The 20335-nt window shown below is 29.1% G+C and carries 22 protein-coding genes; all 22 read right to left on the bottom strand.

The window, feature by feature from the left end:
* Window positions 1-2: 2 nt before the first annotated feature.
* Window positions 3-275, bottom strand: a complete 273-nt coding sequence (locus HZY82_RS03130) for a co-chaperone GroES (RefSeq protein ID WP_179938619.1) — start codon at window positions 273-275, stop codon at window positions 3-5.
* A gap of 81 nt (window positions 276-356) precedes the next feature.
* Complete coding sequence (gene mtrB, locus HZY82_RS03125) at window positions 357-557, bottom strand: trp RNA-binding attenuation protein MtrB (protein ID WP_135156157.1); 201 nt, start codon at window positions 555-557, stop codon at window positions 357-359.
* A 10-nt stretch (window positions 558-567) separates the two neighbouring features.
* Entirely contained in the window at window positions 568-1128 is a 561-nt protein-coding gene (gene folE, locus HZY82_RS03120) for a GTP cyclohydrolase I FolE (RefSeq protein ID WP_135156156.1), read from the bottom strand.
* Window positions 1129-1191: 63 nt separating this feature from the next.
* On the bottom strand, window positions 1192-1464 hold the full coding sequence (locus HZY82_RS03115; RefSeq protein ID WP_135156155.1) for an HU family DNA-binding protein: 273 nt from the start codon (window positions 1462-1464) through the stop codon (window positions 1192-1194).
* A gap of 126 nt (window positions 1465-1590) precedes the next feature.
* A complete protein-coding gene (locus tag HZY82_RS03110; RefSeq protein WP_179938617.1) occupies window positions 1591-2601 on the bottom strand; it encodes an NAD(P)H-dependent glycerol-3-phosphate dehydrogenase in 1011 nt (336 codons plus the stop codon).
* Window positions 2602-2697: 96 nt separating this feature from the next.
* On the bottom strand, window positions 2698-4005 hold the full coding sequence (gene der, locus HZY82_RS03105; RefSeq protein WP_179938615.1) for a ribosome biogenesis GTPase Der: 1308 nt from the start codon (window positions 4003-4005) through the stop codon (window positions 2698-2700).
* A gap of 116 nt (window positions 4006-4121) precedes the next feature.
* A complete protein-coding gene (gene rpsA, locus HZY82_RS03100; protein WP_135156152.1) occupies window positions 4122-5327 on the bottom strand; it encodes a 30S ribosomal protein S1 in 1206 nt (401 codons plus the stop codon).
* A 166-nt stretch (window positions 5328-5493) separates the two neighbouring features.
* A complete protein-coding gene (gene trmD, locus HZY82_RS03095; RefSeq protein ID WP_135156151.1) occupies window positions 5494-6231 on the bottom strand; it encodes a tRNA (guanosine(37)-N1)-methyltransferase TrmD in 738 nt (245 codons plus the stop codon).
* A complete protein-coding gene (gene rimM / locus HZY82_RS03090) occupies window positions 6231-6737 on the bottom strand; it encodes a ribosome maturation factor RimM (RefSeq protein ID WP_135156150.1) in 507 nt (168 codons plus the stop codon). The genes trmD and rimM overlap by 1 nt, the downstream gene beginning before the upstream one ends.
* Window positions 6738-6746: 9 nt before the next feature.
* A complete protein-coding gene (locus tag HZY82_RS03085; RefSeq protein WP_228098227.1) occupies window positions 6747-8309 on the bottom strand; it encodes a PhnE/PtxC family ABC transporter permease in 1563 nt (520 codons plus the stop codon).
* Window positions 8281-9015: a phosphonate ABC transporter ATP-binding protein gene (gene phnC, locus HZY82_RS03080; protein WP_135156149.1), complete on the bottom strand. Its 735-nt coding sequence runs from the start codon at window positions 9013-9015 to the stop codon at window positions 8281-8283. The genes HZY82_RS03085 and phnC overlap by 29 nt, the downstream gene beginning before the upstream one ends.
* A 151-nt stretch (window positions 9016-9166) precedes the next feature.
* Entirely contained in the window at window positions 9167-10879 is a 1713-nt protein-coding gene (ptsP, locus tag HZY82_RS03075; RefSeq protein ID WP_135156148.1) for a phosphoenolpyruvate--protein phosphotransferase, read from the bottom strand.
* A gap of 1 nt (window position 10880) precedes the next feature.
* Window positions 10881-11144 carry a phosphocarrier protein HPr gene (locus HZY82_RS03070; protein ID WP_135156147.1) on the bottom strand — a complete coding sequence of 88 codons (264 nt, stop codon included), beginning with the start codon at window positions 11142-11144 and terminating at the stop codon, window positions 10881-10883.
* A gap of 177 nt (window positions 11145-11321) precedes the next feature.
* Window positions 11322-12323, bottom strand: a complete 1002-nt coding sequence (gene ruvB, locus HZY82_RS03065) for a Holliday junction branch migration DNA helicase RuvB (RefSeq protein WP_135156146.1) — start codon at window positions 12321-12323, stop codon at window positions 11322-11324.
* A gap of 1 nt (window position 12324) precedes the next feature.
* Window positions 12325-12900 carry a Holliday junction branch migration protein RuvA gene (gene ruvA, locus HZY82_RS03060; RefSeq protein ID WP_135156145.1) on the bottom strand — a complete coding sequence of 192 codons (576 nt, stop codon included), beginning with the start codon at window positions 12898-12900 and terminating at the stop codon, window positions 12325-12327.
* A gap of 75 nt (window positions 12901-12975) precedes the next feature.
* A complete protein-coding gene (gene lspA, locus HZY82_RS03055) occupies window positions 12976-13425 on the bottom strand; it encodes a signal peptidase II (RefSeq protein WP_135156144.1) in 450 nt (149 codons plus the stop codon).
* 1 nt (window position 13426) lies between these two features.
* On the bottom strand, window positions 13427-14080 hold the full coding sequence (gene nth / locus HZY82_RS03050) for an endonuclease III (protein WP_179938613.1): 654 nt from the start codon (window positions 14078-14080) through the stop codon (window positions 13427-13429).
* The gene (locus HZY82_RS03045; protein ID WP_135156143.1) at window positions 14061-14588 is read right to left on the bottom strand and encodes a DnaD domain protein; all 528 of its coding nucleotides are present in this window, start codon (window positions 14586-14588) and stop codon (window positions 14061-14063) included. The genes nth and HZY82_RS03045 overlap by 20 nt, the downstream gene beginning before the upstream one ends.
* A gap of 1 nt (window position 14589) precedes the next feature.
* Entirely contained in the window at window positions 14590-15876 is a 1287-nt protein-coding gene (gene asnS, locus HZY82_RS03040; protein WP_135156142.1) for an asparagine--tRNA ligase, read from the bottom strand.
* Between the two features lie 68 nt (window positions 15877-15944).
* The gene (locus HZY82_RS03035) at window positions 15945-17789 is read right to left on the bottom strand and encodes an exonuclease domain-containing protein (RefSeq protein ID WP_135156141.1); all 1845 of its coding nucleotides are present in this window, start codon (window positions 17787-17789) and stop codon (window positions 15945-15947) included.
* Window positions 17790-17793: 4 nt separating this feature from the next.
* A complete protein-coding gene (locus HZY82_RS03030; RefSeq protein ID WP_167753218.1) occupies window positions 17794-18963 on the bottom strand; it encodes a CCA tRNA nucleotidyltransferase in 1170 nt (389 codons plus the stop codon).
* Complete coding sequence (purB, locus tag HZY82_RS03025) at window positions 18941-20236, bottom strand: adenylosuccinate lyase (RefSeq protein WP_135156139.1); 1296 nt, start codon at window positions 20234-20236, stop codon at window positions 18941-18943. The genes HZY82_RS03030 and purB overlap by 23 nt, the downstream gene beginning before the upstream one ends.
* Window positions 20237-20335: the final 99 nt, after the last annotated feature.

Below are 20335 nucleotides of genomic sequence, written 5' to 3'. Positions count from 1 at the left end.
AACTAGCCTAAAATAGCTAATAATTCCTCTTCATGTACAATATAGTAATCTTCTCCTTTATAATTAATCTTCGTATACTTATCAGAGAAAATTACTTGTACTCCTTCTTTTAATTCTCCACCATTTTCTACAGATAGTACACTTGCTTCTCCGATTGCATAAATTTTTCCAACATTGGCTGTATCTTCTTTTGTATTTAATACAATACCGCTAGTTGTTGATTTTTCTTCTTCAATTTTTTTTATTATTACATTATCAAATACTGGTTTAATCATTCTTTTTCTCCTTAAATATTATATACTATATATTAAAATAAATATCAAAAAATGTCAAAAATGAGAAATAAATAACAAATACTATTCTGATATTACCGGATCTAGTTTAGAAACTATCCTTGCTTTCCCAATAATTTTAAAATTAATTATATTATCATGTAAATTTAAAATAAGCACTTGACCTTTATCTAATATCTCTAAATTTTCTTCATTACTTTTTTTCTTTGTTATTATCTTAACCTGCTTCTCTTCAGCTCTTATTATTATATAATTAGCATCCATACTATATCACCTATAATTTTATTTTATACTCTATATCTCTTATTAAATTAAAATCTTCCCTAAAAATACCTGTTTTCTTTGAGGTTACAGTTTTCGATCCTTGTTTTTTGATTCCTCTCATAGCCATACACATATGTTCCGCTTCAATGATAACATATACCCCCTTAGGTTGTAATTGTTCTTCCATAGCCTTGGCAATCATGAGTGTCATATCTTCTTGAATTTGAAGCCTTCTACTAGCACTTTCTACAAGTCTAGCTAATTTAGAAAGTCCTGTAATTTTTCTATTATTTGGTAAGTAAGCTATATGGCATTTTCCATAAAATGGTAACATATGGTGCTCACACAATGAATAAAATTCAATATCCTTAACTAAAATAGCTTCATCATTATCTGATTCAAAAAAAGTATTAATTTCTTCTTTAGGATCTACTCCAGTTTTAGAAAGTAACTCTTCATACATTTTCACACATCTTTTAGGTGTATCTATTAATCCTGCTCTGCTAGTATCCTCTCCTAAGTTTTCTAAAAGTTCTTTTATTAACTTTTTTGATTCTTCTATATTTTTCATTTAAGTCTCCTTATAACAAAAAGTTACCGGTACAACATTACCGATAACTTTAAATAATTTATCTTATTTAACTGCGTCTTTAAGAGCTTTACCAGCTTTGAATGCTGGGATTTTGCTTGCTGCAATTTTGATTTCTTTTCCAGTTTGTGGATTACGACCTGTACGCGCAGCTCTTTCTCTAACCTCGAAGTTACCGAATCCAATCATTTGGATTTTTTCACCTTTAGCTAAAGTTTCTTCTACAGTAGCTACAAATGCTTCAATTGCTGCAGTAGCTTGTTTTTTTTGTAATCCTGATTTTTCAGCAACTACTGAGATTAATTCTGATTTATTCATTAATAATATCCCTCCGTTAAGATTAATAGTAGCTCTGCTACTTTACTTCATACATATTATCATATACATATTTATTTTGCAAGTATTTACAATAAGTTTTTAATTATTTTTTAAGCTTTTTAAATCTTATTCAAATCTATTTAATTCTTCTGTAGCAATACCTGACATTAGATTACTAACACAGTCCTCTAAAGACATTTTTTCATATAAAACTTTATAAATATTTTCCGTTATTGGCATATATACATTATTCTCTTTAGCTAATTGATGACATACCTTGGCAGTCCTAACTCCTTCAACAACCATATTAAGTTTTTCTGTGGACTCGTCTAAAGTATGACCTTTTCCTATCAATAGACCACATTTATAATTTCTCGAGTGAATAGATGTACAGGTAACTACTAAGTCACCTATTCCCCCTAGTCCTAGAAATGTTAATTCCTTAGCACCTAATTTTTTACCCATTCTTGTTATTTCAATTAATCCCCTAGTAATTAAAGCTGCCTTGGCATTATCTCCTAATCCTAAGCCATCAATAATTCCACACCCTAAAGCGATAACATTTTTTAGAGCTCCACCTATTTCCACTCCAATTATATCTTGGTTAACATAAATCCTAAAATACTTATTTTGAAATATTTTTTGTGCCAATTGATTCAATTCAGTATCTTCCGAAGCTATAGCTACCACTGTTGGATGTCTTAATACTAACTCTTCTGCATGAGATGGTCCTGATAAAATTCCTACAGCTTTTAGATTTTTTTTATCTATTACTTCTTTAATTACTTCTGACATTCTTAAATTTGTATCAATTTCTAAACCTTTAGATACATGTATAATATACTTACTTTTATCTAGATACTTATTAATATCTTTACATACCTCTCTCATAGCTTTAGTGGGTACAGCTACTACTAATAGATCTCCGTATTGTACGGCTTCTTCTAAGGAAGATGTAGCGACTAATTTTTCCGGTAAAACTATGTCTTTTAAATATTTCCTATTGGTATGTTCTAAATTTATTTCATTTTTTATTTTTTTATCTCTTGAATATAATAAACATTCATATCCATTATCCACTATTACTTGCGATAAAGCCGTTCCCCATGATCCAGATCCTATTACTGATATTTTCATATGCCACCTCTAAAATTATACTTATAAATATTATAGCAAAATTTAATATATTATTCATTAACAAAAATAAACAGTAGCCTAGCTACTGTTTATTTATTAGTTTCTTTTTCTCGCTAATAATTTAATTGGTGTTCCATCAAAGTAGAAAGAATCTCTAATTCTATTTTCAAGGAAGCGCTCATAAGAAAAATGCATTAGCTCTGGATAATTTACAAAAAACACAAATGTAGGTGGATTAATTGCAACTTGAGATGCATAGAAAATATTAAGCCTTTTTCCTTTATCTTGTGGAGTTGGGTTCATAGAGACTGCATCCACAATAACCTCATTAAGAGTTGAAGATTGAATTCTTCTATGCCTATTTTCATATGATTCTTTAATTAATGGGAAAATATTAAATACTCTTTGCTTAGTCTTAGCTGAAACGAAAATTGTTTTAGCATAGTCTAGGTAAACAAATGAATCACGAATTTTTTCTTCAAATTCTTTCATCGTCTTATCGTCTTTTTCAATAGCATCCCATTTATTTACAACAATTATTACACCCTTACCTGATTCATGAGCATATCCTGCAACTTTCTTATCTTGCTCAATAATCCCTTCTTCAGCATTAATAACAACTAAAACAACATCCGATCTTTCTATTGCTTTTAGAGAACGTAGTACTGAATATTTTTCACAAGATTCATATACTTTACCACGTTTTCTAATTCCTGCTGTATCAATTACCACATAGTCATCTTCACCATAGCGAAAATCACTATCAATCGCATCACGCGTTGTTCCAGCAATTTCTGATGCGATAACTCTTTCTTTTCCTAAAATTGTGTTGATAAGAGAAGATTTCCCCACGTTAGGTCGTCCAATGAGAGCGAATCTAATTTTATCATCTTCCCCTTCTTCATCATTTATCTTGAAGTTTTTACAAACTTCATCTAATAAATCTCCAATTCCTAAGCCATGTGATCCTGAAATTGGATATGGATCTCCAAAACCTAGTGAATAAAAATCATAAATCATATGGTTCATATCAAAATTATCAATTTTATTTACTGCCAAAATAACAGGTTTATCTGTTTTATATAATAACTTAGCAACCTCTTCATCATCAGCAGTAACTCCATCACGACCATTGGTTAAAAAGATGATAACATCTGCTTCATCAATGGCGAGTTCAGCTTGGGTTCTGATTTGCTGTTGAAATGGTGTATCTTCTATCTCAATTCCACCTGTATCTATCATGAAAAATGAATAATTTAGCCATTCTGCTTTTGAGTAAATTCTATCTCTAGTAACACCAGCAATATCTTCAACTATTGATAATCTATCACCAATAATTTTATTAAATATAGTTGACTTTCCGACATTTGGCCTACCAATTATAGCTACTGTTGGTTTCCCCATACATCTACCTACTTTCTTAATTTTTATACATAAAAATAATAGCAATAGACATGTAATAATCTATTGCTATTACTTATTCAGTTATTACGAATATCGCAATATCCTATTAGTTAACATTATTGTAAATCTTTAAATTTATCTGCTAAAGAAAATTCTGTATCTTCTCCTTTTAAGTAAGATTTGTCAAATTCAGCTTCTTCTTTAACTTCTTCTACAACTGGTTTTTCAGTAAGTTCTTTTATTGATAATGATAATCTCTTAGCATCAAAGTCAACTTCCAATACTTTAACCTGAACATTATCCCCTTTTTTCAATACATCTTCAACTTTTTCTACACGGTCGTGTGAAATTTGAGAGATATGAACTAAACCTTCAATCCCATTCTGAACTTCTACGAATGCCCCAAAATCAGTAGTATTTCTTACTTTTCCTTCTAAAGTATCACCAGTTTTGATATTAGCTTTAGCTAATTCCCACTTAGTTGGTAATAAGGCTTTTATCGATAAAGCAAGTTTTCCATTTTCTGCATCTGCAGATAATACCTTAACTTTTACAACTTCCCCAACTTCTACTGCATCCTCAAGTTTAGCAAATCTATCGTGAGATACCTCAGATAGATGAACTAGCCCATCAATTTGACCTACATTTACAAATGCTCCAAATTTAGCTAATCTAGAAACTGTACCTTCTAATACATCTCCTTCATTGATTGTAGCAAATGCTTCAGCTATTTTCTTAGCTTCTTCTAATTCTAAGACAGCTTTTCTATTTAAAATTAATTTATCTGCATCTTTATCTAATTCTTCAATTTTGAATGTATATTCATTATTTACATATTTAGAAAAGTTGTTTACAAATTTTGTATCAACAAATGATGCAGGAACGAATGCTCTGATACCTTTAACATCTGCCAATAAACCACCTTTCGTAGTTCCTGTAATTGTAGCATTAATGTATTCACCTTTTTCGAATAGTGCTACTACTTCATCCCACGATACTTCCATTAATTTTTTATATTCTTGAGTTTCGATTGCTTTACGTGATAAGTAGATTACACCAGGTACGTCTTCTGATTTTTTTTCTCTATCAGCTCGGACTCCGGTAACGATCGCTTCTATTTCTTGTCCTACTTTTAAAAATTTTGATAAATCATCTACAAATTTTCTAGATACCTGATTTTTTAAGATAACACAGTCATATTGAGCTCCTGCTACATCTACATAAGCTTGCTCGTTTTCAATTCTTGAAACAATTCCTGTAACTTTATCTCCTTTTTTTAACATTTCTGTACTATTTAATAGTTCTTCAAATGAACTTGTCATGAGCTATTAATCCTCCTAATATTTGCAATTACTCTTATATTACCACATTTCTAAAAAAAAGTCACTAAATAATTTATTTAAATCCACATATTTTATAGTTTTACTTAAATATTTATAAAAAAATAAGAACAAGCTACATAATAACTCGTTTTTATTAATAAATATATTAAATTTTTTCACTTTCTTCCTTTTTTATTTCATCTAATAATAATAATTCATCATTAGAGAAATTGTAATTAGCAAACAAATCCGGTCTTCTTAGATATGTCCGTCTTAATCTTTCTTTCTTTCTATATCTTTCAATATTTTTATGATTCCCTGACGTTAAAACATCTGGAACTATCATGCCTCTAAAATCTTTAGGACGAGTGTATTGAGGATGCTCTAAAAGACCTGTAGAAAAAGAATCATCCTGGTGCGACTCTTCTTTAGCAATTACATTCGGTATTAATCTAGCAACACTATCAATAATTGCCATAGCTGCTAATTCTCCACCAGTTAGAATAAAATCACCTATTGATAATTCATCTGTTACCAAATGTTCTCTTATCCTTTCATCATATCCTTCATAATGTCCACAAATAAAGATAAGGTGTTCTTCTTTAGCTAGCTCTTCAGCTTTTTTTTGGCTAAATTTTTCTCCTTGCGGACAAAGCAAAATAATCCTTGGATTTTTTCCCTTATCAATACTTTCAACTGCATTAAATATTGGTTCTGGTTTTAAAACCATTCCTTGTCCACCACCGAATGGATAATCATCTACTTGCTTATGTTTATTTTCTGAAAATTGTCTAAAATCAATTGGACTAATATCTACTAATTTTTTGTCTTTAGCTTTTCCTAAAATTGAATGATTTAAACTTGTAAACATCTCAGGAAATAATGTTAATATATCTATTTTCATTAAATTAGACCTTCCATTAATTCAATATTAATAATTTTATTATCAATATCTATATTTTTTACAACTTCTTCAATATATGGAATTAAAATTTCTTTATTTTTATCAGTTTTAATTACCCAAACGTCATTTGCACCAGTTTGAAGAATATCTACTATTTCCCCAACAATATTTTTGTTTTCATCAATAACTTTACAACCAATAATTTCATAGAAATAAAATTCTCCATCTTCTAAATCGGATAAATTTTCTTCATCAACTTTTAATTGTAGATTTTTAAATTTTTCTGCTTCTTCTATATTATCAATCCCTTCAAATTTAACAAGAAAAAAGCCTTTATGCTCCCTAGCATTTTCTACAATAACTTCTTTTATTACCTGATTTCCTCTACTTATTAAAAGTACCGAACCAACTTTTAATCTTTCATCAATAAAGTCACTTGTGGACATTATTTTTAGTTCCCCTTTTAAAGCGTGTGTATTTATAATTTTCCCTACTTTTAACCTCATACTTAGTTACTACTCCTTTATTTTCATTCTTATATAATACGAAATTCTTTCAATTATTACTATAGATAATGTTAATATCAATAACAACAAAGATATCCTTGACCAATTTCTGAATTCAATATTATTTACTATAAGTTGTCCTATACCTCCTACACCTACCATCCCAAGTATTGCAGAGTTTTTTATATTCATCTCGAATCTAAATAAAACTATTGAAACAAATTCTGGTATATAAGCTGTAAATATTATTTTAATATATGCTATAAATGATGAAATTCCCATACTTTTTACTGAAAATAATAAATTTTCTTCCATCGCTTCCAAAATTTCCATGAACATCTTGTTTGTAACACCTAAAGTATAAAAATACAAGGCGAAAAATGAAGCAATAAATCCTGGTCCAAAACCTCTAAAAAATATTATAGCAACGATTACTGGAGGTACAGTTCTAAAAATATTAACTAACAACTTACTTAATATTGAGAAATTTATATTAGAAATTTTTGATACTGAAAAATATGCAATAATTATTGTAGTTAAAGAAGCAAATAGTGATGCAGCTATCGCAACCAATATACTATCTCCAAGTGCAAGTATCGCCTTATTAAAATATGTAAAATCTGGGATCAACATAGATTTAAACATAATTTTAATATTAAGCAAACCCTTATTTAATCTTTCTTCACTTAGATTCAATGTATCAATAACATACAATAAAGAGCCAAGCAACAAAATTATGTAAAACATTTTCTTAAGTGATGTATTCCTTCGATAAATTTTAAAAGTAGTTACTATTCTGTCTTTTTTATGTCTAAAATAATAACTACTCAAATCGATAATCCCTATAGTTACTACTAATAATAAAATAATTAAGGCTACCCTATCATATCTTAAATGGTTTAATTCCTTCCATAAAAGTTGGCCAATCCCTCCAGCTCCTACAAGGCCTAAAATACTAGCTCCCCTTATATTAGATTCTAAGGTAAGAAAAAATACTGAAAAAATTTTATCTTTTATATTTCTCACAATAGCAAGGTAATACAAATTAAAAGTTGTAAGTCCTAAACACTTAGCTGAATCCAGATGTCTTTGAGCAACTTCTTCTGAATATTCTTTTAATATTTTTGTAGCCATTAAAGTCGATATAAAGTATAGGGCTAAAAATCCACTAAACTTACCAACACCAAATAGTGCAACCAAAATTGATGCTATAATCAAAGATGGTAGTGTTCTGAAAACAGATAATAATATATTTACTACTTTAGGAAAAGTACTTATATTGAATATAAAATTATTAGTAAATGGTAAAATAACTAAACTTGTTACTAAAGCAAAAATACTAGAAAAAAAAGCTATACTTATAGTTTCTATTAATGATTGTAATACTTGGGGTAAGATTGATATATCCAAAGGATACATTCTATAAAATAGATTACCAATCCTAGCAAAAGATTCTAAAAGATTTTCTCTTAAAAAATATGATAAAAAATAAATACTAATTAATATTATAATGAGATACCTAAGAACTATTTCACAATATTTTTTAATGATATAAGTTTTTAATCTCATCATCACTTACCTCATTAGTATTTTTAAAAAATAAAAGTCTACCATCTTTTAAGGCCATAATTTTATCACTATATTTTTTAGCAATAGTCACATCATGCAAGTTCATTAAAATAGTTAATTTTTTCTTTTTATTTAAAGTTTTAAATAGATCCATTATAGCCTTTGAATTTACCTCATCTAAACTTGATATTGGTTCGTCTGCTAAAAGTAAATCTGGTTTTTGACAAATAGCTTTAGCTATGGCTACTCTTTGTTTTTGACCACCGGATAAATATTTAACTTTTGTATAAGCATACTCTTTTAAAGCTACTTTATCAATGTACTTTAGAGCCATCTCATATTCCTCTCTACTATATATGGAAAATAAAGATTGAAAAATATTTTTATAAGCTAAAAATGGTGATAGTACATTTTCAATGGTGTACATATTGTCTATTACATTATAATCTTGAAATATAAAAGCAATCTTCCTTCTAAATAATTTCAACTTTCTATCTTTTAATATATTTATATCTTTTCCATTTATATAAATTTCACCAGAGGATGGGGTTAATCTATTTAAGGATCTTAATAATGTTGATTTTCCCGCACCACTAAGTCCTAAAATGGCGACAAATTCCCCCTTATTTACCGAAAAAGACAAATTTTTTAATATCTGTTTATCATCATATTCAACATTCAAATTTCGTATTTCTAATACTTTCTTCAAATAACTCACCTTCTTATCAAGTTTCTATTAATAAATTATATCATTTTATTTATTAAAAATAAACATACATATTTTCTAAAATATTTATTTCCCCTACTTTTACAAGTATTATTTCATAGAAAAATTCCAGTGATTAATCACTGGAATTTTCCTATTTTATGTATTCTTCTAATAAAGCTAATACTTCTTCTGTTGTTGAAGATTCTAATGCTTTCTCAACAAGTTCTTGCATCATAGGAACTTCTAAATTTTTAATTTGACTTCTTGCTTGAAGAATTGAAGTAGCTGACATAGAGAATTCGTCTAATCCCATTCCTAATAATAAAGGAATTGCTAATGGATCTCCACCCATTTCTCCACACATACCAGTCCATTTTCCTTCTTTGTGAGATGCCTTAATTACATTATTAATTAATCGTAAAATTGCTGGATTATATGGTTGATATAAGTAAGAAACTTTTTCACTCATACGATCAGCAGCCATTGTGTATTGAATTAAATCATTTGTTCCAATCGAGAAGAAATCTACTTCTTTCGCGAATAAATCAGCAATTACTGCAGTCGATGGAATCTCTACCATGATTCCTAATTCAATCTCTTCACTAACTGCAACACCTTCCGCAACTAACTTAGCTTTTTCTTCTAAGAATAAAGCTTTAGCTTGACGAAATTCTTGTACAGTAGCGATCATAGGGAACATTACACATAATTTACCAAATACAGAGGCTCTTAATAAAGCTCTTAATTGTGTTCTAAAAAGATCTTTTTCATCTAAACATAATCTAATTGCTCTAAATCCTAAGAAAGGATTCATTTCTTTCGGTAAATCTAAATATGGTAATTCTTTATCTCCACCAATATCAAGAGTACGTACTACAACGGGCTTATCACCCATTCCTTCTAGTACTGCCTTGTAAGCTTCAAATTGCTCTTCTTCTGTAGGAAGAGAATCACGTCCCATATATAAGAATTCTGTACGATATAAACCTACAGCTTCTCCTCCATTATTTTTAACTCCTTCTAAATCAGCAGGTGTCCCGATATTAGCAGCTAAAATAACTTCATGTCCGTCCTTACTTACAGTTTTTTCCGTTAATAATTTTGCCCATTCAGCTTTCTGTTCTTCAAATTTAGCAGCTTTTTCTTTGTAAGAATTGATTATTTCTTCCGTCGGATTAATTTCTATAACTCCATCAAGCCCGTCAATAATTAAAATATCACCATTCTTAACTTTTTCAGTAATATCACTAGTTCCTACTACTGCAGGAATTTCTAATGAACGAGCCATAATTGCAGAGTGAGATGTTCTACCACCAATATTAGTGGCAAATCCTTTAACAAAGTTTTTATTTAATTGAGCGGTATCAGAAGGAGTCAAGTCCTCTGCAATTACAATAACTTCTTCGTCAATTAAACTTGGATTTGGTAAATCAACATTTAGCAAGTGTGCAATAACACGTTTAGAAACGTCACGGATATCTGCAGCACGCTCTTTCATGTATTCATTATCCATCGATTCAAACATTTGGACAAACATGCTAGAAGTTTCTTTCAATGCATACTCTGCATTAATCTCTTTTGCTTCTATGTCAGTTCTCACTGTTCCCATAAATTCTGGATCATCTAAAATTAATAAATGTGCTTCAAAAATAGCTGCTTTATCAGCTCCAAGGTTAGCTAGTGCCTTATCTTTAATGATTCCTAATTCTTTTTTAGAAACTTCTACTGCAGCATCAAAACGAGCTACCTCTGCTTCAGTATCAGAGATTTTTTTCTCCACCACTGTTAAATCTGGTTCAACAAAGATGTATGCTTTAGCAAAAGATATACCTTGAGATGCGGCAATACCTTTTAATTGTGTCATCTTATACTAATCCTTCTTTCTTAAGTGTTTCTTCAATTGCATTGATTGCTTCTTCTTCATCAGCTCCCTCAGCATAAATTGAAATTTGAGCACCTTTACCAACACCTAAACTCATAACACCCATTATTGATTTTAAATTTACTTTGCGTCCATTATATTCTAATTCAACATTTGATTCAAATTTAGAAGCAGCTTGTACTAAAAGCGTAGCTGGTCTAGCATGAATTCCTGTTTCATCTACAATTGTATAATCTCTTTTTAACATAAGTATATGTCTCCTCTTCATCTATAATTTATACAATAATAATAGCATAAATAGAAACTGTTTTCAAGTGAAAAACGACATGTAATTATTTTTACAAACCGCTTTCAATTCTTTAGTTATTTATGTTTTATGTAAAAATATTGAAAAGCTGCTGCGATTTTTTCATAAAACTATAATTTACGATTTATTATAATATTCATTTAAATGTAGATATGCTTTAGGAGTAGCCTTTCTTCCTCTAGCAGTTCTTTCTATAAAACCTTCTTTAACTAGATATGGCTCATAAACATCCTCTATAGTTATAGCTTCTTCCCCTATTGTAATTGCAATGGTTTCTAAACCAACTGCCCTTCCATCATATCTTTTTACAAGACATTCCAGTATTTTATAGTCGATATTATCCAGACCTAAAACATCTACATTCAACAAGTCTAGAGAGGTTTCAGAAATATTTTTATCTATTACACCATTATTTTTTACTTGAGCAAAATCTCTTACTCTTTTCAACAACCTATTAGCAATACGGGGAGTTCCCCTAGATCTCTTAGCAATTTGATAAGTAGATTCTTCATCAATTTTGCAGTCATAGATATCTGAACTTCTTTTCAAAATTGCCTGCAATTCTTCTGTATTATAAAATTCTAACCTACAATGAACTCCAAACCTATCTCTTAGTGGTGCTGTTAAAGCACCTACTCTCGTAGTCGCCCCTATTAAAGTAAAAGGAGGTAAATCAATTCTTATACTTCTAGATTCTTCTCCCTTACCAATTACAATATCTAAACAAAAATCTTCCATTGCTGAATAAAGTATTTCTTCAATGGATCTACTCATCCTATGTATTTCATCAATAAATAAGACATCCCCTGGATCAAGAGTTGTCAAAATAGCTGCCAAATCTCCAGATTTTTCTATAGCTGGTCCTGATGTATATTTAATATTAACTTGCAGTTCATTAGCAATAATTGTTGCTAACGTTGTTTTACCTAAACCAGGTGGTCCATATATCAAACAGTGATCAAGAACTTCGTCACGTATTTTGGCAGCCTCAATAAAAATCTTCAAATTTTTTTTAATTTGGCTCTGACCTATATAATCTTTTAAAAGTTTAGGTCTAAGTGACTGTTCTTGTGATCTCTCTTCAAATGCTTGTTGATTTGATAACAATCTATCTTCCATACTATGCTCCCATCATTAATTTTAGCCCCTCCTTGACATAAGAATCTGTCTTATCATAATCAAAGGATGCTAATTTTTTCTCTATTTTCATTAAATCTTTTTTACCATATCCTAAAGCTTCTAAAGCCAGTAAAGCATCTACTAAATGAGCATTTGATTTTACAGGCTTCCTTTCTTCTGCAATAAAATCTACTTTCCCTTGTAAATCTAAAATAATTTGCTGTGCCGATTTTTTACCAACCCCAGGGAATTTAGTCATATAATTTACATCCGAAGATTCAATTGCTTTTATAATATCCGAACTATTGGCTCCTGCTAAAATTGCTAAGGCAGACTTAGGGCCGACTCCTTTTACTTTTAGTAATAATAAGAATACTTTTTTTTGTTCTTTACTATTAAATCCATACAATGTATTAGAATCTTCTCTTACTTGTTGATTAATATAAATTCTTATATTTTCATCTAACCCGTATGTATAAGGGTTAGGAACTACTATTTCATAACCTATTCCATTGTTCTCTACTACTAAATTAGTAGGATTAATTTCTTTTACTATTCCATCAATATATGCGTACACTTTTCCTACTCCTAAAATTTTTATTAAAATGATTATAACACAATTTCATAAAAAAATAAGGAACTAACTCGTCCCTTATTCTTCTCTATAAGTTTTAATTAATAAAATTCCTACTCCAATGCATATAAAAATATCTGCAAAATTAAAAATTGGAAAATTATAAGACCATATTTTAAAATCAAAGAAATCTACAACTTCTCCATTTCTTATTCTATCTATAAAATTTCCAATAGATCCGCCTAAAATTAATGAAAATAAAATTTTTTCACCCAATCTTAAGTCGGATTTATTTTTTAATATATACAAAAATAACGCTAATATAATTATAGTCGTCACTACTATAAAAAACAATCTGCTATCTTGTAATATCCCCCAAGCAGCTCCTCTGTTCCTGTGAGATGTTAAATAAAAGAAATTATTTACAACTTCTATCTGTTGGCCAATTACCATATCCTTAACAACAAAATATTTACTTACTTGGTCAATTATTACAAATATAAATACTAAAGCAAATATGACTAACATTTTAGACCTCCACTTTACTATGATATTTACAGATGTCTTTTAGACCACATACATGTCCTCGTTTTCTTTTAGCCAAACATTCATATCTTCCGAAATGAATCATTTGATGATGGATTTTTGACCATTTTTTCTTTGGAAAAATTTTCATCAATTTCATTTCAACTTCTAAAGGTGAATCTTCTTCTAAAGCCAAATCAAATCTCTTAGCAATTCTCTCAACATGAGTATCTACTGCAATTGTCGGAATAGCGAAACCTACAGATAATACTACATTCGCAGTTTTTCTCCCTACACCTGGTAGTCTCATCAAATCTTCCAATTTATTAGGAACTTCTCCGCTGTATTCATCAATAAGAAGTTGAGCCATTTTTTTTATATTTTTAGATTTAGCCTTATATAAACCTAAAGTCTTAATGTAAGATTCAATTTCTTCAGCACTAGCATTTGCATAATCTTGAACTGTATGATACTTAGAAAACAAAACAGCTGTTGCTCTATTGACATACTCATCTTTACATTGGGCAGATAATAGAACTGCAATAAGCAATTCTAAATTATTAGAGAAATTAAGTTCACACTCTACATCAGGATAGTGCATATCTAAATATTCTTCTAAGATCTTAATTTTTTGTTTTTTAGAAATCAAACCAGTCATAGTTTAAAATATCATCCTCATTATTATCTTTATTACTTATGGATTCCATTTTATTATTTAGAATACCATTAACATAATGTATATTATCCGAAATTTTGAAGGCTTCATCAATCTGTTCTTTACTAAATTTTTTATCAAACCAAGATGCAACTATATCTGTTTCCTTAGAACTCAAGATTCTATTAACATTATTTTCTGCTAAAACAAATAGTTCTTTCAAGGTGTAATATCTAGTATCTGCTGAATCAATATTGAAAACAAGAAACCCTTGTTCAGTTATATGAATAATTTGTTTATTATATAAAACACTTAAATTACCGTATAATTTTTCTTCACTAATATTGAGAATTTCAGCAAATTTTTTAGCATTAAATAAAATAGAACCGTGTTTAGAAACATAGGATAGTTGAAGAATGAAGAAAGCTTCTGCCAAACTTAAATTATATTTTTCATAATTCAAAAGGAAATCTTCTTCAACAAATAAACCTTTTATATCTAGGTTTTGCATATTATGGTAATAGCCTATTTAATAATCTTGGGAATGGAATTGTTTCTCTAACATGTCCATTTCCTGTAATCCATGCTACTGTACGCTCTAATCCTAAACCAAATCCTGAATGTTCTACAGAACCATATTTTCTTAGATCTAAGTACCAATTGTAAGCATCTATATTTAAATCATGTGCCCTAATATTTTCTAATAATACATCATAGTTATCTTCACGTTGAGATCCACCAATGATTTCTCCATATCCTTCTGGAGCGATTAAATCAGCACACAATACAGTTCCTGGATTTTCTGGATCTTCTTTCATGTAAAATGGCTTAATTTCTTTTGGCCAATGAGTAATGAATACTGGTTTATTATATGAATTAGCTATGAATGTTTCATGTGGTGAACCAAAATCTTGTCCATATTCAATATCATCAAATCCATTTTCTTTTAATAATTGAATAGCATCTTTATACTTGATACGTGGGAAAGTTCCTGTAGCAGATTTTAAGCCTTCAATATCACGTTCCAATATTTTCAATTCTGTTTCATTTTTAAGCAAGATATCATTAATTAAATAGTTTACATATTTTTCTTGAATTTCTAAACTTTCTTCATGATTACAGAAGGCCATCTCTGGCTCAATCATCCAAAACTCAATTAGGTGACGACGTGTTTTAGATTTTTCAGCACGAAATGTTGGTCCAAATGAAAATACTTTACCAAATGACATAGCACATGCTTCCATGTATAATTGTCCAGACTGTGATAGATACGCTTCTTCATCAAAATATTTAGTATTGAATAATTCCGTTGTCCCTTCTGGTGATGACGATGTTAAGATCGGTGGATCCATCTTTAAAAAGCCTTCTTTTTCAAAAAAGTCATAAGTAGACTTGATAATTTGATTTCTTATCGATAAAATAGCATGTTGTTTTTTAGAACGAATCCACAAATGACGATTATCCGCTAAAAATTCTACACCATGCTCTTTTGGAGTAATCGGATAATCAGTAGCTATAGAAACAATTTCAAATGATTCAATTTGCAATTCAATTCCAGATAATTCTCTTTGATTCTCTTTAATTGTTCCAGTTACTTTAATCGATGTTTCTTGTGTTAGATGTTTCAATTCTTGGAATTTTTCTTCTCCTAAACTCTCCTTCAAAGCAACTGCTTGGATGAATCCTGCTCCGTATCTTAGTTGAAAGAAAGCAATTTTCCCACTTGATCTCTTATTGGCAATCCAAGCACCAATTGTTACACTTTGGCCAATTTTATCTTTTAAATTATTAATATTCACAATTTTTCTCCTTTAATATTTGTTACCACTAATATTATCAAATATTACCCTACTTTACAATATTTATGCTAAATATCCAACTTCTTAAAAAGAAATATTTTATCAAAAATTTTATCGAGATAAAATGCGTATACTTTAATCTCACTACTAGCATAATATATAGTTGTAATATTTACATTTTTTAATAAATCTTTATATAAATCTGCAAATGAAGATTCTTCACTATATTGTTTATATCTTATGGTCGATTTCTTATCCCTAGACAAATATCTCAAGTCCCTATTCTTCTTATATTCAAACAAATATAGTATATTTTTATTAGTTCCTGTAAAATCAATATTCTCTTTTTCTATGTCTTCTACAATTAATTTAAATGTTTCGTTTAAATAGTTTAATTCTCTAGAATGCAATTTATTAATGATTATCTTTTGATTCTTGGGCTCATTAACTTTTAAATATAAAGTGCCGGCCATATTAATATGATCGAAAGAATAATAACCTAGACTTCCATCCGATAGAACTTTCCATAGTAAGTTAGTAAATTTTTCAGTTTTAAATATCCTTATATTTAAAGATTCTATAAGCTCTCTTATGTAGTCTATATCTTTTAATAAAAATTCTATCTCTGCCTCATACGGATCTATACTCTCATTTCTATAAAGCTCATGAAGATAAACAACTACATTATCTATGCTATCCTTAATCAAAGATAATTTTTTAGTAAATCTATTTGTTAAATTTATATTAAGTTCTGCCACTACTTCCTTGTAATAGTAGCTTTTAATATATTGTTTCTTTATCTCTTGTGCCAAGATATCTTTGTTTTCAGCAACAATTATATGTTTTTCTAAGCTTTTCTCATTTAACAAATTTAAGATTGACCTATAATCTGTCACAATAGCTGACTGCTTACTAGCATAGTCTAGATTTTTATCATAATAGTAAGTATCTAAAACCTTTTTATTTTGTTCATACCAGCTTTGGATAAGCGTTTTTTCACTTGGATCTAAATTTAATTCAGAAAAATTTCCACTTTCTGTAAATTGTAGCCAAACAAGTAACCTCATAAGCAACATGAATTTTAACTTAGAGAATTTCTTATCCACTTTAGCCAATTCAAAAATATTTAGAGCAATATATGAAAATTTATCTTTTAATATACTTATATTTTTTTCATTTGCTAAATGAATATCTATATAGCTATTCTCATCAATAGAAGAGAGGTATATATACTTCTTTCCTTGAATCACTTTAATATTTTTATTCATCACAGAAAAATCCAAACCATAGGCTTTGAAATTAAAGTTACTATTCACATTCCCTTCATTTTTTCTATATTCTTTAAAAAAATTATAATACTGTATAGAGTATTTTTTCATTAACATCATTAAATATGAGTAATTACTTTTTGTTAGCATATTAAGTTTTTCTATAATATTTCCAATCAAATTATAGGTTGCTTCGGTATCAACATCAGCCCTATGAAAATTACCTTTTAACGTGGTACCCATAGATTGACTGATCTCTCCTAATCTATAACTACTTAATGTCGGAAAGAAAATTTTACTCAATTCTACTGTATCAATTAAATATATTGGTTTATATGCTATATTACAAGTCAAGAATGCCTCTTTCAGGATCTCATAATCTTGAATTACACCATGACAAATTAGTATATCATTTCCTAAAATTTTATGTATTTCTCCTGCAACTTGACTAAAATGTGGTTTCTTCTCAACCATCTGCTGAGTTATTCCCGTCAAATTTTCCATAAACCTACTAATAGGACTAATTGATTTCAAAAGATAATCGTGTTTAGAAATAATATTAAATTGTTGGTCAGTTTTAATAATAGCTATTTCTATTATCTCTTTCTCTTCTGTTAACTCTATATCAACTATCGAATAGTTCATAGTATTACCTCTCTAAATTTTTTAGGAAATTTAGTATCTTAAATTTTTCATTCTTTAATCTATTATGTATTAACTCATTTTCTATCTGATATATCAATTCTCTTAACCAAGGGCCTGCTTTTTTATCAGGATAAACAGTCAAAATATCTACTACTTCAATATCCGCTTCTTTAAAGCTACTTATAACTAGATCTACATTCTCTATCATTTCACTAGAAATAAAATCGAAAACATTATTTACAAAATTTACCTTGTCCTTACCGAAATCATAGACCAATCTCTCTACAGAAACAAATTTTTCAAAACTTTCTTTTATTTTAAAATACTCTTTTATGCTAGTGTACTCTTTTTTGGAAAGTTTTAATTTATCCATTTCCACATAATCTATCTCATTTTCATTCATAATCAAGAATAGATTTTCTTCCCAACTATAATCACTATTTATCATGGAATAGTCTTCTACTTTATTAAAAAAATTTAGATACTTATATAGTCCTGATTTCACAAATAAGGATAATGCATCTTTAACATACTTACCCTTAAATATTTTTTTAAATTCTGCCACTACTCTTTCAATAGAAATAAATTCTATTAATTTTTTATTATCTTCAATTGCTTTAAAAGTCTTCTCTTCCATAGAAAAACCTAGTTTCGATACAAAACGAAATGCTCTAAGCATTCTTAGAGCATCCTCATTAAACCTCTCATTAGGTTCATTAACAGTTTTTATAATCTTATTCTTAATATCGTCTTGACCACCATGAAAATCAATAACTTTTCCCTTACTATCTAAAACCATAGCATTAATAGTAAAATCACGCCTTTCAAGGTCTAAATCAAGACTTCTAATAAATTCAACAAACTTAGGAATCCTATGTTTCTCATAATCAGATTCTGATCTAAATGTTGTAATCTCATAGCTATTATTTTTGTGAATAACTGTTACTGTTCCATGTTTTATACCTATGTCAAATGTTTTTGGAAATATTTGCTTAATTTCTTCCGGTCTTGCTGAGCTAGTAATATCTATATCATCAAAATTTTGATTCATTAAGAAATCCCTAACACAACCACCTACAAAATAGGCTTCATATCCATTATCATTTATTATTTCTAATATTTCTATGTAGTTTGAGAATCTTTCTTGGAAATTATTTTCCAAAAACTCTCTCATATACTTCCTCCAAACTTGAAATATGATATTGATAGTTGAAACAATCATCTAGTTCATCTACAGTGATATATTTCATAATTTCTTCATCTTTTAACAATAAATCTTTAAAGAAAATCTTATTTTCCCAAGCATGCATTGCTTTAGGTTGAACCGTGTCATAAGCCCTTTCTCTCGAAATCCCTTTTTCAATTAATTTAAGCATAATTCTCTGCGAGAATATAACTCCGTAAGTTTTATTAATATTTTCTTTCATATTTTCGTCAAATACAGTTAGATTTTCTAATGTATTTGTGAAACGAGTTAATTGATAGTCAATTAAGTTAGTTGCATCAGCAGATATAATTCTTTCTGTTGATGAATGAGAAATATCACGTTCATGCCATAAGGCCACATTTTCAAATGATGTAAGCATATACCCACGTATAACTCTCGCTAATCCTGACAAGTTCTCAGATGAAATTGGATTACGCTTATGTGGCATAGCACTTGATCCTTTTTGACCTTTTCTAAAGAACTCTTCAACTTCTCTTACTTCTGTCCTTTGTAAATGACGAATCTCTACTGCAAACTTCTCAATACTTGAAGCAATAAGTGCCAATGTTGAGTAATAGTGTGCATGTCTATCTCTTTGAAGAACCTGCGTAGAAATTTTACTTGAATTAATTCCTAGTTTTTCACATACATAGTCTTGAATATGCGTTGGAATATTTGCATAAGTTCCTACTGCTCCAGAAATTTTACCAGCTTCTACTTGTTCTGCTGCAAAATCAAAACGCTCTAAATTTCTTTTCATTTCTTCATACCATAGAGCCATCTTTAAACCAAATGTTGTTATTTCCGCATGAACCCCGTGAGTTCTTCCCATCATAAATGTATTTTTGTAAGCAAATGATTTTTCTTTTAATACTTCAATAAGCCTAACAATTTTTTGTCTAATAATTGTGTTAGCTTGTTTGTATAAGTATCCGTAAGCTGTATCAACTACATCTGTAGAAGTAAGCCCATAATGAACCCACTTTTTCTCTTCACCAAGAGTCTCACTTACAGCTCTTGTAAAAGCAATAACATCATGTCTTGTCTCTTCTTCAATTTCATAAATTCTATTAAGATCAAATGAGGCATTTTCACGAAGCTTAATGACATCTTCCTTAGGAATTTCCCCTAAGTTTGCCCATCCTTCACAGGCTAAGATTTCAACTTCTAACCAAGCTCTAAACTTATTTTCCTCCGACCAAATTTCTTGCATTTCTTTAGTAGAATATCTTTCTATCATTTAGACTATCTCCTTAATTAACTCTATTATATTAATAATTTTATCAAAAACTAGATATTTTTCCAAGTAAAGTTAAGTTTTTAATGGTTTTTTTAAAAA

Source organism: Gemella sp. GL1, from assembly GCF_013415365.1.
GTDB lineage: Bacteria > Bacillota > Bacilli > Staphylococcales > Gemellaceae > Gemelliphila.
This window is presented reverse-complemented; position numbering and strand designations above follow the sequence as displayed.